Raw genomic sequence first — 14,078 nt, 5'->3', positions numbered from 1 at the left:
CGTGCTCAGAGGGCCTGGCCGAGGGTGCGGCCGGGTCGGCGCCCCCGGGATACCGTCGGGGCATGACAGCGAGCGAGCAGCGCTTCGTCGTGGTGACCACCACCCACGAGAGCGAGGAGCGGGCCCGGGCCCTGGCGTCCGCCGTGGTGCGGGAGCGGCTGGCGGCCTGCGCCCAGGTGTACCCGGTGCGGTCGGTGTACTGGTGGGAGGGCGAGGTGCGGGACGCCGAGGAGTGGCGGATCGACCTCAAGACCCGGGCCGAACTCGCCGACCGGCTAGGCGCGTTCGTCGCCGAGCGGCACACGTACGAGACGCCGGAGGTGATCGCCGTGCCGGTGGTGGCCGGCAGCCCCGGCTACCTGGACTGGGTGGCCGGGGAGACGGCCGGATAGCGCCGGCTCAGGGCGCGACCTCCGGGAACGCGCAGGGCCCGGAGGGTCGCCTCCGGGCCCTGGCCCGCGGTACGGTCTCAGCCCTTGGGGCCGGTTCAGCCCTCGGAGCCGCCGAAGCGCGCCGTCCAGGCCGCCAGGTCCTCGTCCGTGATCTTGGCGAACAGCACCGGCGGCACCGTGAACGCCGTCCCGGCCGGCACCAGGTCCAGCGCCCGAGCCTCCTCGGGGCCCACCCAGGCGCGGGTGGCGGCGGGCGAGTCCGCGGGCAGTGCGAAGGCCCCGCGCATGGCCACCGCCGCGGTCGGGATGAACGGCTCGGACACCACCGCGTACAGGTGGATCAGGTTCATCGCCGTGCGCAGGGTGAGCGCCGCCGCGTCCGGGTCGGTCTTCACCTGCCGCCAGGGCGCCTTCTCGTCCAGGTAGGCGTTGCCCGCGCTCCACAGCGCGCGCAGGGCCTGCGCCGCCTTGCGGAAGTTGAGCGCGTCCAGCTGGGCCTCGTACTCGGCGAGCAGCCCGGCGACCTGCTCGCCGAGGCGCTGCTCGGCCTCGCCCGCCGGGTGGCCGCCCGGGACGTCGTCGCCGAAGCGCTTGCGGCTGAAGGACAGCACCCGGTTGACGAAGTTGCCGAGGGTGTCGGCGAGGTCCTTGTTGACCACCGAGGCGAAGAGGTCCCAGGTGAAGCTGGAGTCGTCCGACTCGGGCGCGTGGGCCATCATGAAGTAGCGCCAGTAGTCGGCCGGGAGCAGCTCCAGCGCGACGTCGCTGAAGATGCCGCGCTTCTGGCTGGTGGAGAACTTCCCGCCGTAGTACGTCAGCCAGTTGAAGGCCTTGACGTAGTCGACCTTCTTCCACGGGCGGCGCGAGCCGAGGATCGTCGCCGGGAACATCACCGTGTGGAACGGGACGTTGTCCTTGCCCATGAACTCGGTGTACCGGACGGTCGCGTCGGCCTCGTACCACCAGGACTTCCAGTCCCGCAGCTGCCCGGCCGGGGCCGCGTCCGCCCATTCCTTCGTGGCGCCGATGTACTCGATCGGGGCGTCGAACCAGACGTAGAACACCTTGCCCTCGGCAGCCAGTTCGGGCCACACGTCGGCCGGCACCGGGACGCCCCACTCCAGGTCGCGGGTGATCGAGCGGTCCTGCAGGCCCTCGGTCAGCCACTTGCGGGCGATCGAGGAGGCCAGCACCGGCCACGTGTCGCCGTGGGCGCCGACCCAGTCCTCGACCTCCTCGGTCAGCTTCGACTGGAGCAGGAACAGGTGCCTGGTCTCCCGGACCTCCAGGTCGGAGCTGCCGCTGATCGCCGAGCGGGGCTCCAGCAGGTCGGTCGGGTCCAGTACGCGGGTGCAGTTCTCGCACTGGTCGCCGCGCGCCTTGTCGTAGCCGCAGTGCGGGCAGGTGCCGACGATGTAGCGGTCCGGCAGGAAGCGTCCGTCGGCGTTGGAGTACACCTGGCGGATCGAGCGCTCCTCGATGAAGCCGTTGCGCTGCAGCTCGCGGGCGATCTCCTGGGTGATCTCCCGGTTCTGCGGCGAGGAGCTGCGGCCGAAGTGGTCGAAGGAGAGCCCGAAGCCGTCGTACACCGCCTTCTGCGCGTCGTGCGCCCGGGCGCAGAACTCGGCGACCGGCAGTCCGGCCTCCTGGGCGGCCAGCTCGGCGGGGGTGCCGTGCTCGTCGGTGGCGCAGATGAACAGCACCTCGTGGCCGCGCTGGCGCAGATAGCGGGAGTAGACGTCCGCCGGGAGCATGGACCCGACCATGTTGCCCAGGTGCTTGATCCCGTTGATGTACGGAAGGGCGCTGGTGATCAGGTGCCGAGCCATCCTCGGATGCTCCGATTTCTCCCGCACGCGCACCCCCACCCGGAGTGCTGTGCCAGGCGCAGGGGTCCACTGTGGGCTGCCAAGCCTACCGCCGGCGCCGGCCCGGACGGCTGCGGTCAGGGCCGGGTGAGGTCGCCGTACCGGTCGAACTCCCCGGCCTTCACCCCGCGGACGAAGGCGGCCCACTTGCGCGGTGTGGTCCGTACGACCACCTCGGGCTGGTCCGACTCACGGATCTCCACCAGTCCGCCCGCCGCCCTGACCTCGACGCAGTCGGTGCTCTCTCCGCTGGCCGAGGCCTTGCGCCACCTGCTCATGAGAAGTCTTTCAGTAAGGTCCGGATGAAGTCCCAGGACTCCTCCGGCCCGAGCGCGATCATCGCGGTCCTCTCCTTGATCCGGCGGTAGGAGTCCAATTCCTCTGCGGAGTGCACGAACTTCGGCCCGTGAGAGAGATCGATCTGGACGGTGTCGAGCTCCGGGACCGGCCCGCGGGCGAGGTACAGGCTCTCCCCGGACCCCGTGTAGGTGGGGACGCTGAACGGGATCACCCGGATCTCCACCCCGGGCCGCTCGGAATTCTCCGCCAGGCTCTGCAACTGGTCCCGCAGTACTTCCGGACCGCCGAACTGCATGCGCAGCGCGGACTCGTGCAGGAATGCGCTGTACGGCTTCGGACGGTCGACGAAGATCTGCTGGCGCCGAATCCGGAATGCCTTCCGAACCTCCGCCTCCTGCCGGTACTGCGGGGGGAGACGCTCGAACACCGCGGCGGCGTACGCCGGGGTCTGCAACAGGCCGGGGATGAACGTGCTGTTCAGGATGGACAGGGAGGCCGCGTGGTGCTCCATCTCCGCGATGTCGATGATCCCGTTCGGCAGCCGGCCCCGGTAGCTGTCCCACCAGTACTTGCGCCGGTCCTGCGTCATCGCGAGCAGCGCGTCGAGGTACGGGCCGTCCTCGCAGCCGCAGGTGTGTGCCCAGGTCCGCAGCCGGTCCGCGCTGATGCCCGATTTCCCGTTCTCCATCTGGGAGATCTTCGGCAGGTCGGTGCCGATGGTGGCGGCCAGCGTCTTGGGCGTGACGCCCACGCGTTCGCGCATCCTGCGCAACTCGATCCCGAGGCGCTGCTGGCGTACGGTCGGCGACAAGCGGGGTGGCATGTCTCTCTTCTCCGGATCGCGGCTTCGGTCGATGCTTCCGGTGAAGTGTGCCGCGCGTACCGGGCCCTAGCTACCGAAATGGGGGATACCCCACGATGGAGTGAACGTTCTCCCGCTCGGTAGCAACTCTGGCACCCTGGCCCTAGGGTCGTCCGTGTCACTCGCTGACTTGTTGCCGCCTAAACAGTCGTCAATCAGCCGTAATTACACACCAGATGCATGGTCACGGCGCCCGACATCACCGACCGGAGACAGCCATGCCCCTTCCCTCGCCTCTCCGCATTCCCCGCCATCCCCGTCCTTCCCGCCGCTTTTCCGTATCCCGGTGAATGCGCTTCTCGTCGTCGCATTGTCCGCACTCCTCCTCGCCGTCCTATTCGTCGGCTGGCTGGTCTGGCTGGTCAACATCCAGCCCCGCGAACCCCGCCCGGCGAAGCGCGGCATCGCGGCCGGCCATTCCGTCACCGGAGAACGGAAATGACAGCCGGCCCCGCCCGGCAGGCGGGACCGGCGCCGTTCCTCATCCGCGCGAAAGGCGCTCCGTCAGGCGGGACTTGGCGGTCGGCCACTCGTCGGTGAGCATCGAGAAGTAGGCGCTGTCCCGCCAGGTGCCGTCGGGGAGGTGGCGGTGGCGGCGGTGGACGCCCTCGAACCGGGCACCGAGGCGCTGGATCGCGTTGCGGGACCGCTCGTTGCGGGAGTCGGTCTTCCAGAAGACGCGGCCCATGCCCAGGTCCTCGAAGGCGTGGGTGAGCAGCAGCAGCTTGGCCTCGGTGTTGACCGCCGTGCGCCAGACCGAGCGGGCGTACCAGGTGCCGCCGATCTCCACCAGCTCGTTCGCCGCGTCGGCGTCGTGGTAGCCGGTGACGCCGACGGCCTTGCCGCTCGCGAGGTCGACGGCAGCGAAGTACACCGACTCCCCGGTGGCCGCCTCCGCGAGGCGGGTCTCGAGGAACGCGCCCAGCTCCTCCTCGGTGGCGGGCGTGTGGGTGGGGACCCAGCGCCAGACCTCGGGGTCGTAGCCGACGGCGGCCCAGAGCTCGGCGAGGTGGCGGCGTTCCAGCGGCTCCAGACGGATGTGGCGGCCGGTGAGGGTGATGGGTGCGGGCAGCTTCGCGGTCATGATCCGAACGTAGCGCCGCTCTGCACTAGATGCAATAGATATTTGAACTAGTGCAATAAGTCGGCGGATGGGCAAGCGAAAGGCCCTGCGGGACGGATGTCCCGCAGGGCCCTCGACGCGATCAGGCTCAGATGAACGAGTTGATCTCGATCGTCTCGTACCGGCCCGGGCCGACGCCGATGGCGGAGATCGGCGCGCCCGACATCTCCTCCAGCGCCTTCACGTACGCCCGGGCGTTCTTCGGCAGGTCGGCGAAGGTCTTCGCCTTGCTGATGTCCTCGGTCCAGCCCGGCAGCGTCTCGTAGATCGGCTTGGCGTGGTGGAAGTCCGACTGGTTGTAGGGGAGTTCCTCGACCCGCTTGCCGTCGATCTCGTACGCGACGCAGACCGGGATCTGCTCCCAGCCGGTCAGGACGTCGAGCTTGGTGAGGAAGAAGTCGGTGAGGCCGTTGACCCGGGTCGCGTAGCGCGCGATGACGGCGTCGAACCAGCCGCAGCGGCGGTCGCGGCCGGTGGTGACACCGCGCTCGCCGCCGATCCGGCGCAGAGCCTCGCCGTCCGCGTCGAACAGCTCGGTCGGGAACGGGCCGGAGCCGACGCGGGTGGTGTAGGCCTTGAGGATGCCGATGACCCGGTCGATCTTGGTGGGGCCGATGCCGGCGCCGGTGCAGGCGCCGCCCGCGGTCGGGTTCGACGAGGTCACGAAGGGGTACGTGCCGTGGTCGACGTCGAGCAGGGTGCCCTGGCCGCCCTCCAGCAGGACGACCTTGTTCGCCTTCAGCGCCTCGTCGAGGACGAGGGTGGTGTCGGCGAGGAAGGGCTTGATCTTCTCCGCGTAGCCCAGGTACTCCTCGACGACCAGGTCGGCGGGGATGGTGCGGCGGTTGTAGAGCTTGACCAGGATCTGGTTCTTGTCGTGCAGCGCCGCCTCGATCTTCTGGCGCAGGATCGACTCGTCGAACAGGTCCTGGACCCGGATGCCGACGCGGTTGATCTTGTCCGCGTAGGTCGGGCCGATGCCGCGGCCGGTGGTGCCGATCCGGCGCTTGCCGAGGAAGCGCTCGGTGACCTTGTCCAGGGTGCGGTGGTACGGCGTGATCAGGTGGGCGTTGCCCGAGACCAGCAGCTTGGAGGTGTCGATGCCGCGGTCGTTCAGTCCGGCCAGCTCGGAGAGCAGGACAGCCGGGTCGATCACGACGCCGTTGCCGATGACCGGGGTGACGTTCGGGCTGAGGATTCCGGAAGGGAGCAGGTGCAGGGCGTACTTCTGGTCGCCGATGACCACCGTGTGACCGGCGTTGTTGCCGCCCTGGTAGCGGACGACGTAGTCGACGGAGCCGCCGAGGAGGTCGGTGGCCTTCCCCTTGCCCTCGTCCCCCCACTGAGCGCCAACGAGCACGAGTGCCGGCACAGGCGTACACCCCTTCCGGTTGGGGCATCCTGCGTAGGCCGCAGTCTGCCCCGAGATAGACGAAGCCCCTGGCGCAATGGCGCAAGGGGCTCTTGCACCGAGAGATTACCTGAGGAAGGACCGGTCGTGTCGTCCCTGTCCACGCCTGCATCCGGCGGTCCCGAGCCGCTCCTGCTGCTCCTCGACCCGGTGGCCCGGCAGACCGACGGCGAGTCGGTGCGGATCGCGAAGGACGTGCTGTGCGGGGGCGCGGACGTCAAGGTGGTCTATCCGGAGAGCCCTTCCGAACTCGACCGGGTGCTTTCGCACCGGGGGCGGCGGCGACCGGTGGTGATCGGTTCCGATCTCGCCTTGCAGCGGGTGCTGCAGGCGCTGCATCGGCAGCGTGAGCTGGGCACGGAACCGGTGGGGATGGTTCCGGTCGGTCGTACGGGGGAGCTGTCGACGGCCCGTGCGCTCGGGGTGCCGTCGGAGCCGGTACGGGCCGCGCGGGCGGTGTTGTCGGGTGCGCCGCGTCGGCTGGATCTGCTGGTGGACGACGGCGGCGGGGTGGCGCTGGGCGGGGTGCGGATCATCGGCGGGGGCGCGCGCCGACTGGTGAGCCGTACGGGTGGCTTGCGTTCGCTATGGGCGAAACTGGCTGCGGCCGAGCAGGCGAACGCACTCACCCCGGAGAGCGCCGACCACAGCCCCCGGGTCCGGGTCGAGGCCGACGGCCGGCTGCTCGCGGACGTCCACCGGCCGGTCCGGCTGGTCCAGGTCTCCCTGCCGTCCGGCGCCTCGGACGGGACGGGCGAGATGGAGATCGTGGTCCGGGCCTCCGGCGCCCTGGTGCGCGCCCGGGCGGCGAGCGTCTCGGTGGTCGGCAGCGGCTTCGGCTACGAGGCGGACGGCCACCCGGTCGGCCCGGTCCGCGCCCGGACCTGGACGGTGTACCCGGGCGCCTGGGGCCTGCTGCTCCCGGCAGCGTGAAGCCGGCGTGAACGGCGGGTGAGCAGGCTCACGTTCGGCCGTGCCCCGACACCCGCCGCTCCGCACACGGAACTCCCCAACAGGCGCGAACCGCAAGGCCAACCGCCGCCCGCCGGAATTCCGGCGCACCGAAATCCCCACCCCGTAAGGGGTTTTGTCTACGCGCGTTACTCCTCGACCGTCCGACAATCCCGGCATCCCGGGTTCCGGAAGCGTCCGCCAACTGCCCTAGACTCGAAGGCGTGCCACGTGGTGACGGAAGACTCAACCACGATCTTCTTCCCGGTGAGAAAGGCCCCCAGGACGCTTGCGGCGTCTTCGGTGTCTGGGCTCCCGGCGAGGAGGTCGCCAAGCTCACGTTCTTCGGCCTTTACGCCCTGCAGCACCGCGGTCAGGAATCCGCGGGCATCGCAGTGAGCAATGGCTCCCAGATTCTCGTCTTCAAGGACATGGGACTCGTCTCCCAGGTCTTCGACGAGGCCTCCCTGGGGTCGTTGCACGGGCATATCGCCGTCGGACACGCCCGCTACTCGACCACCGGTTCCTCGGTCTGGGAGAACGCCCAACCGACTTTCCGGGCGACCGTGCACGGTTCGCTGGCCCTCGGGCACAACGGAAACCTGGTGAACACCGCCGAACTGGCGGCCATGGTCGCCGAACTGCCCGGCGAGGAGCACGTCTCGCGCTCCGGCCGGGCCGCCGCGACCAACGACACCGACCTGGTGACGGCGCTGCTCGCCGGCCACCCGGACCTCTCCATCGAGGAGACGGCCAAGGTCGTGCTGCCCAAGGTCAAGGGCGCGTTCTCGCTCGTCTTCATGGACGAGCACACCCTCTACGCCGCCCGCGACCCGCAGGGCATCCGCCCGCTGGTGCTCGGCCGGCTGGAGCGCGGCTGGGTGGTCGCCTCCGAGACGGCGGCGCTGGACATCTGCGGCGCCTCCTTCATCCGTGAGGTCGAGCCCGGCGAGCTCATCGCCATCGACGAGAACGGCATGCGCAGCTCCCGCTTCGCCGAGGCCAAGCCCAAGGGCTGCGTCTTCGAGTACGTCTACCTGGCCCGCCCCGACACCTCCATCGCCGGTCGCAACGTGCACCTCTCCCGCGTGGAGATGGGCCGCCGCCTGGCCAAGGAGGCCCCGGTCGAGGCCGACCTGGTGATAGCGACGCCCGAGTCCGGCACCCCCGCCGCGATCGGCTACGCGGAGGCCAGCGGAATCCCGTACGGCTCCGGCCTGGTGAAGAACGCCTACGTGGGCCGCACCTTCATCCAGCCCAGCCAGACCATCCGTCAGCTCGGCATCCGCCTCAAGCTCAACCCGCTGCGCGAGGTCATCGCGGGCAAGCGCCTGGTGGTCGTGGACGACTCGATCGTCCGCGGCAACACCCAGCGCGCGCTGGTGAAGATGCTGCGCGAGGCCGGCGCCGCCGAGGTCCACATCCGGATCTCCTCGCCGCCGGTGAAGTGGCCCTGCTTCTTCGGCATCGACTTCGCCACCCGCGCGGAGCTGATCGCCAACGGCATGACCATCGAGGAGATCGGCCGCACGCTCGGCGCCGACTCGCTCTCCTACATCTCGATCGACGGCATGATCGAGGCCACCAAGCAGCCCAAGGACAAGCTCTGCCGGGCCTGCTTCGACGGCGAGTACCCGATGGAGCTGCCGGACCCGGCGCTGCTCGGGAAGCTCCTGCTGGAGGCCGAGATCAAGGGCGGCCAGCAGCAGCCGGCCGTCCGCGGCAAGCCGACCAGCGGCAGCGACCTGGACGGCGTCCAGTCGCTGCTCGGCGGGGCGGGCGCGGCCGACGCGCTGCGCCGCCCGTAAGCGTTCCACGGTGGGGTCCCGCGAACCGGGGCCCCACCGCCGTTCCGCCCCCGATGTTCCCGAACACCCCCCAGAGTTCCCGAACGCCCCCCAGACCCGAGAGGGCCGCACCGCAGTGACCAGCAACCAGAACGGCGCCACCTACGCCGCCGCCGGTGTCGACATCGAGGCGGGCGACCGCGCCGTCGAGCTCATGAAGCAGTGGGTGAAGAAGGCCAACCGCCCCGAGGTGGTCGGTGGTCTCGGCGGCTTCGCCGGCCTCTTCGACGCGTCCGCCTTCAAGAACTACGAGCGGCCGCTGCTGGCCTCGGCCACCGACGGCGTGGGGACCAAGGTGGCCATCGCCGCCGCCATGGACAAGCACGACACCATCGGCCACGACCTGGTCGGCATGGTCGTGGACGACCTGGTGGTGTGCGGCGCCGAGCCGCTGTTCATGACCGACTACATCTGCGTCGGCAAGGTCGTCCCGGAGCGGGTCGCCGCGATCGTCAAGGGCATCGCCGAGGGCTGCGCGCTGGCCGGCTGCGCCCTGGTCGGCGGCGAGACCGCCGAGCACCCGGGCCTGCTGGGCCCGGACGAGTACGACGTGGCGGGCGCCGGCACCGGCGTCGTGGAGGCCGACGCGCTGCTCGGCGCGGACCGGGTCCGGGCCGGCGACGTGGTGATCGCGATGGCCGCCTCCGGCCTGCACTCCAACGGCTACTCGCTGGTCCGCCACGTGCTGCTGAACGAGGCCGGCTGGAAGCTGGACCGCAAGGTCGAGGAGTTCGGCCGCACGCTCGGCGAGGAGCTGCTGGAGCCGACCCGGATCTACTCGCTGGACTGCCTGGCGCTCACCCGCGCCACCGAGGTCCACGCCTTCTCGCACGTCACCGGCGGCGGCCTGGCGGCCAACCTGGACCGGGTCATCCCGGCCGGCCTGCACGCCCGCCTGGACCGCGGCACCTGGACCCCGCTGCCGGTCTTCCGGACCGTCGCCGAGGTCGGCAACGTGGCCACCCTGGAGATCGAGAAGACGCTCAACATGGGCGTCGGCATGGTCGCCGTCGTCCCGCCGCACTCGGTGGACGCGGTGCTGTCGATCCTGGAGGACCGCGGCGTCGAGGCCTGGCTGCTCGGCGACGTCGTCGAGCGCACCGACGAGCACGAGGGCGGCGCGGCCCTCTACAACGCCTACGAGGGCTTCCGGGCCTAGAGCAGCCCAAGACCGGCCTGAGCAGGCTCGGCGACGACGAGAGGGCCCCTCCGGCGCACCGGAGGGGCCCTCTCGCGTTCCACGGGCACCGCTCGACGAGCGGGCCCGTGCACCGTTCGGCGGAAAGCCCGGGCGGCTCGGGCAGCTCGGGCGGCACCCGGCGGGCGGCCGATGTGCCTGCCCGTGCGCGGGAACGCCGAAGACCGGCCCGGCGCCCTGGGCGCCTGGACCGGTCCGGTGAAGCCGGCTGGTTACGAGCGGCGGGAGGCCTGCGAGGCCCCGGCACCCGGCTCGTTGTCGTCCTCGTCGTCGAGGTCGGCGTAGCGGGCGGCGTATTCCGCGTACGGGTCGTCGTCCTCCTCCTCCTCCTCGATCGGCTCAGGGTCGATCGAAGCGGTGGACGGTGATACGCCCAGCTCGTTGGACAGACGGTTAGCGTCGAACCCGCCGCTGTTGTACTTCAGCTCGCGGGCGACCTTCGTCTGCTTGGCCTTGGCCCGGCCGCGCCCCATGGGTCGACCCCCTCAACGATGGGGCTCACGGCCCCGAGTCTGACACGTGTTCATGATCAGGACCGGTCTGCCCGAATGGGAGGACCGTCCCTTGGAGCATTAACGGTACCTGTTTCCGCCGCTGGACGGTACGTCGTCGGTGTGACGTGGCGCGCACCGACCGCACCCGAGGCCAGGTCTTCCCAGGTCAGGGGAGGTTTTGCGGCGATTTGCGCGCTGTCCAGAGGTGTCTTCGGTCCGTCGTTCCAGGACCGATTATCCCCCCTAGGGGGACCTCGGATCACCCGTTCGGGCGGAGAAGTGAGAATCCGGTTCCACATCGTGATGCGCGGGGGGCCGCGGTGGCAGCCCCCCGCGCAGCCGGGGTCCGGTGACGGCGGCCGGATCAGCCGCGGCGGGCGCCCGGAAGCAGGACGGTGCGCAGCGCGCTGATCTCGCGCATCCGCTTCTCGGCCAGGCGGTCGGCGGCGACCGCCGGCGGGACGCCGTCGGAGGCGGCCCGGGTGAAGATCTCCAGGGTGGTGTCGAAGATCTTGGTGGCCTTGTTCTTGGCCCGCTCGAAGTTGAAGCCCTCGATCTCGTCGGCGACCTGGATGACGCCGCCGGAGTTCACCAGGTAGTCCGGCGCGTAGAGGATGCCGCGGTCGGCGAGGTCCTTCTCGACGCCGGCGTGGGCCAGCTGGTTGTTGGCCGCGCCGCAGACGATGGCGGTGCCGGCCTCGCCGAGCGCCGCGACCACGGCGTCGGTCAGGGCGCCACCGAGAGCGCAGGGGGCGTAGACGTCCAGCTTGGCCTGGAGCAGGGCGGCGGTGTCGGCGACCACCTCCACGTCCGGGTGGGCGGCGCGCACGCGGTTGACGGCGGCCTCGAAGGGGTCGGTGATGACGACGGTGGCGCCGTCCGCGATCAGGTGGCCGACCAGGTAGTGGCCGACCTTGCCGACGCCGGCGACGCCGACCCGCTTGCCGCGCAGGGTCGGCTGGCCCCAGCGGGCCTGGGCGGTGGCGCGCATGCCCTGGAAGACGCCGAAGGCGGTCAGGATGGACGAGTCGCCGGCGCCGCCGTGCTCGGGCGAGCGGCCGGTCACGAACTCGGTCTCGCGCGCGATGACGTCCATGTCCTGGACGTAGGTGCCCACGTCGCAGGCGGTGATGTAGCGGCCGCGCAGGGACTCGACGAAGCGGCCGTAGGCCCGGAGCATCGCCTCGTTCTTGTCCTTGTTCGGGTCGCCGATGATGACGGCCTTGCCGCCGCCGAGGTCCAGGCCGGCCAGCGCGTTCTTGTAGGACATCCCGCGGGACAGGTTCAGCGCGTCCTCCAGCGCCGCCTCCTCGGAGGCGTACGGGAAGAAGCGGGTGCCGCCGAGGGCCGGGCCCAGGGCGGTGGAGTGGATGGCGATGATCGCCTTCAGGCCCGAGCTGCGGTCGTGGCACAGCACGACCTGCTCGTGGCCGTCGCCGGGGGCGCCGTCCTGTTCGGTACGGAAGATCCTGCTGAGCACGCCGGGTGCGGGGTGCGTTGCGGGGGTCTGTACGTCGGTCACTGTGGTGACTCCAGTATCGAAGGCCCGCTGCTGTGGTGCGGGCGCCTAGGGCGAAGCGTAGTCGGGTGGGCGCCGCCGATCCGCCCTCTTGTCCGAGCTTGTGCCGGTTGTCCGAGGGGTGAGACAGGAGGGGGTGCGCGGTGTGGGCGCGAACTGTTCGGGGTCGCGCCCTCCCGGGCCCGCGCGGCGCGTGCGACCATGCAGGACGTGACCGTCGTACGTACTTCCGTACAGCCGCCCTACGCCGCCCACCTGCGGGTCTACGAGCCGCTGGCCGCGTACCCGGAGCCCGAGCGGGCGCGCTGGCAGGCCTACGCGGCGGAGCGCGGGCCGGACGCCGGGGCGGCGGCGCAGCCGGTGGCGGCGGCGGTGCTGGAGGAGCAGCGGGAGGCCCTCGCGGAGCTGGTCGCGCGCACGCCCCGGGCGCTGCCCGAGCGGGAGAGTGGGCGGGCCTACCTGCGGGTGGTGGACGGTGTCCTGTACGTCTGCCCGTGGGCGACCAGGCTGCGCAGCTGGCAGGCGCTGGAGGAGTTGCGGACCGGGCCGGTGGCGCTGCTGGACACCGCGCTGCCGCCGGCGACCCGGGAGGCCGCGGAGGCGGACCGGGAGCGCTGGCGGGCCGAGCACCCGGACGCCCGGCCGTGGATCCTCACCAGCCGGTGGGAGGTGCCGGTGCGCTGGTTCCTGCCGTTCGGGGACGAGGACCGCTGCTTCCTGCCGGGGGAGGCGGGCGCGGCAGGGGGCGCGGGGGAGCGGGGCGCCCGGCCGGCGGCGCTGTTCTACCTGGTGCCGATGGCGCAGGCGCGCCGGAGGGTGGCGCGGGCCTACCGGGCGCTGCGCGAGGCGGTGCCGGACGGGGAGCTGGTGCGGGGGGCGGAGCGGATCGGGCGGTGGCTGGAGGAGTTCCATCCGCGCTCGCTGGTGGAACTGGACTACGGGGGCCTGGTGCATCTGCTGGGGCCGGACCGGTTGTTGGCGGACCGTTCGGCGGGGGAGCTGGAGGAGGGGCTGCGCGCGCTGCGGGCCGGGGACACCGCGGAGGCGCTGCGCGTGTACGGGGAACTGACGGCGCGGTGGCGCCGGGTGCTGGCGCTGCGGCACGCGAACTGACGTCCGACCGCCCGTGTATGACTGTAAGAGTCCTCCGGGGCGCCCCACCCATGACCAAGGTCCCGGTTCGGGTCAATAGCTGTCGAACGTGACACTACTCACCGTTGACGCGAACTTACCCCTATGTGCAAAAATGGGACAACCAGCCCAACTTCACGTGAGCGTGCCCACTTTTGGGTGGTTCTGGAGTCGATGCGTGCTTTGTGGGGAAACGGAGGGTCTGGCCCCTCCGTAACCGGACGTCATCGTCGCGTGACTGTCCGTTATGGGGTGGTCCATTGCCATCCGTCGGCCTTGAACCCGTGAGGGGTCAATTTTGGCGGTTTGGTCGATAGGGCTGGACGGATGGTGTAGTTGTAGACACCAGGACAAGCCGTTCGTCCTATAACCGACTCGGCCCGTCTATGCCATTTCGGGCATCGCGGGCCAAGGTGCAGAATTTGAAGGATAGAACCGCCCTGGTTCGGTTCTCCCGAGGAGGCCGCTCATGACCGCTCGTACCCCTGATGCTGAGCCGCTGCTGACGCCGGCAGAGGTTGCCACCATGTTCCGCGTGGACCCGAAGACGGTCACCCGCTGGGCCAAGGCGGGCAAGCTGACGTCGATTCGCACGCTCGGCGGTCACCGCCGTTACCGTGAGGCGGAGGTGCGCGCCCTGCTTGCCGGGATTCCGGCTCAGCGCACTGAGGCCTGATAGGCCAAAGGCTCTTTAAAGGGGCCGCTTACCGGACTCCGCCGGGTCCGGTAAGCGGCCCCTTTGTCGTGTTCGGCTCCGGGCGGCCGGTACCGGTCGGCCGGTCGGAATGTTGAACTCCGGATAACGATTTGATGCGCATGATGCGGGGGGGAAATACAGTGAATAGCTGTACAATTTTACATATTAAATTAGTGGTGTTCGGATAGGCCCGCCCCGGGGCCGGCCTTCGGGGAACATGAGTGACGACCGTCACGCGGGCTGTCGCTTGAGGTCCGGACCCGGCCGGGGTAGGGAACCGGACGG

General features: G+C 70.5%; 14 protein-coding genes. 7 read left to right on the top strand and 7 right to left on the bottom strand.

Annotated elements, in window-relative coordinates; genetic code table 11:
* The first annotated feature begins 62 nt into the window (after positions 1–62).
* On the top strand, positions 63–392 hold the full coding sequence (gene cutA / locus ACIBEC_RS26100) for a divalent-cation tolerance protein CutA (RefSeq protein WP_360497911.1): 330 nt from the start codon (positions 63–65) through the stop codon (positions 390–392).
* Positions 393–487: 95 nt separating this feature from the next.
* Here cutA and metG read toward each other — a convergent pair whose 3' ends face one another.
* The 3 genes from metG to ACIBEC_RS26085 all read right to left on the bottom strand — a co-directional run bounded on the left by metG (position 488) and on the right by ACIBEC_RS26085 (position 3,383).
* Positions 488–2,221, bottom strand: a complete 1,734-nt coding sequence (metG, locus tag ACIBEC_RS26095) for a methionine--tRNA ligase (RefSeq protein WP_360497909.1) — start codon at positions 2,219–2,221, stop codon at positions 488–490.
* Between the two features lie 116 nt (positions 2,222–2,337).
* Positions 2,338–2,538, bottom strand: a complete 201-nt coding sequence (locus ACIBEC_RS26090; protein WP_360497907.1) for a DUF397 domain-containing protein — start codon at positions 2,536–2,538, stop codon at positions 2,338–2,340.
* Positions 2,535–3,383 (bottom strand): helix-turn-helix transcriptional regulator, encoded by an 849-nt coding sequence (locus tag ACIBEC_RS26085; RefSeq protein WP_360497905.1) that lies wholly within the window; start codon positions 3,381–3,383, stop codon positions 2,535–2,537. Before ACIBEC_RS26085 ends, ACIBEC_RS26090 begins: the two co-directional genes overlap by 4 nt.
* Before the next feature lie 325 nt (positions 3,384–3,708).
* Between ACIBEC_RS26085 and ACIBEC_RS26080 the strand changes: the two genes are divergently transcribed.
* Positions 3,709–3,864 carry a hypothetical protein gene (locus ACIBEC_RS26080; RefSeq protein WP_360497903.1) on the top strand — a complete coding sequence of 52 codons (156 nt, stop codon included), beginning with the start codon at positions 3,709–3,711 and terminating at the stop codon, positions 3,862–3,864.
* A gap of 39 nt (positions 3,865–3,903) precedes the next feature.
* Here the strand turns inward: ACIBEC_RS26080 and ACIBEC_RS26075 are convergent, their stop codons facing one another.
* Together ACIBEC_RS26075 and ACIBEC_RS26070 are read right to left on the bottom strand one after the other, a co-directional pair.
* Entirely contained in the window at positions 3,904–4,506 is a 603-nt protein-coding gene (locus ACIBEC_RS26075; protein ID WP_360497901.1) for a GNAT family protein, read from the bottom strand.
* A 127-nt stretch (positions 4,507–4,633) separates the two neighbouring features.
* Complete coding sequence (locus ACIBEC_RS26070; protein ID WP_360497899.1) at positions 4,634–5,917, bottom strand: adenylosuccinate synthase; 1,284 nt, start codon at positions 5,915–5,917, stop codon at positions 4,634–4,636.
* A 126-nt stretch (positions 5,918–6,043) separates the two neighbouring features.
* Here ACIBEC_RS26070 and ACIBEC_RS26065 point away from each other — a divergent pair, with 126 nt between their 5' ends.
* From ACIBEC_RS26065 to purM, 3 genes are all read left to right on the top strand, one after another.
* Entirely contained in the window at positions 6,044–6,889 is an 846-nt protein-coding gene (locus ACIBEC_RS26065) for a diacylglycerol kinase (protein WP_360497897.1), read from the top strand.
* A 242-nt stretch (positions 6,890–7,131) separates the two neighbouring features.
* Positions 7,132–8,715 (top strand): amidophosphoribosyltransferase, encoded by a 1,584-nt coding sequence (gene purF, locus ACIBEC_RS26060; RefSeq protein WP_360497895.1) that lies wholly within the window; start codon positions 7,132–7,134, stop codon positions 8,713–8,715.
* 115 nt (positions 8,716–8,830) lie between these two features.
* Entirely contained in the window at positions 8,831–9,913 is a 1,083-nt protein-coding gene (gene purM / locus ACIBEC_RS26055; RefSeq protein WP_360497893.1) for a phosphoribosylformylglycinamidine cyclo-ligase, read from the top strand.
* A gap of 251 nt (positions 9,914–10,164) precedes the next feature.
* Here purM and ACIBEC_RS26050 read toward each other — a convergent pair whose 3' ends face one another.
* Together ACIBEC_RS26050 and ACIBEC_RS26045 are read right to left on the bottom strand one after the other, a co-directional pair.
* Positions 10,165–10,425: a DUF3073 domain-containing protein gene (locus ACIBEC_RS26050; protein ID WP_360497891.1), complete on the bottom strand. Its 261-nt coding sequence runs from the start codon at positions 10,423–10,425 to the stop codon at positions 10,165–10,167.
* Positions 10,426–10,810: 385 nt separating this feature from the next.
* On the bottom strand, positions 10,811–11,968 hold the full coding sequence (locus ACIBEC_RS26045; protein WP_360497889.1) for a Glu/Leu/Phe/Val dehydrogenase dimerization domain-containing protein: 1,158 nt from the start codon (positions 11,966–11,968) through the stop codon (positions 10,811–10,813).
* A gap of 207 nt (positions 11,969–12,175) precedes the next feature.
* Between ACIBEC_RS26045 and ACIBEC_RS26040 the strand changes: the two genes are divergently transcribed.
* A complete protein-coding gene (locus ACIBEC_RS26040) occupies positions 12,176–13,078 on the top strand; it encodes a hypothetical protein (protein ID WP_360497887.1) in 903 nt (300 codons plus the stop codon).
* 487 nt (positions 13,079–13,565) lie between these two features.
* Complete coding sequence (gene bldC, locus ACIBEC_RS26035) at positions 13,566–13,772, top strand: developmental transcriptional regulator BldC (RefSeq protein ID WP_014137253.1); 207 nt, start codon at positions 13,566–13,568, stop codon at positions 13,770–13,772.
* The last annotated feature ends 306 nt before the right edge of the window (positions 13,773–14,078 follow it).

The organism is Kitasatospora sp. NPDC051164 (assembly GCF_044455625.1).
Taxonomy (GTDB): domain Bacteria; phylum Actinomycetota; class Actinomycetes; order Streptomycetales; family Streptomycetaceae; genus Kitasatospora.
Note: the sequence above shows the minus strand (reverse complement) of the source record. Positions and strands in the feature narration are given on the sequence as shown.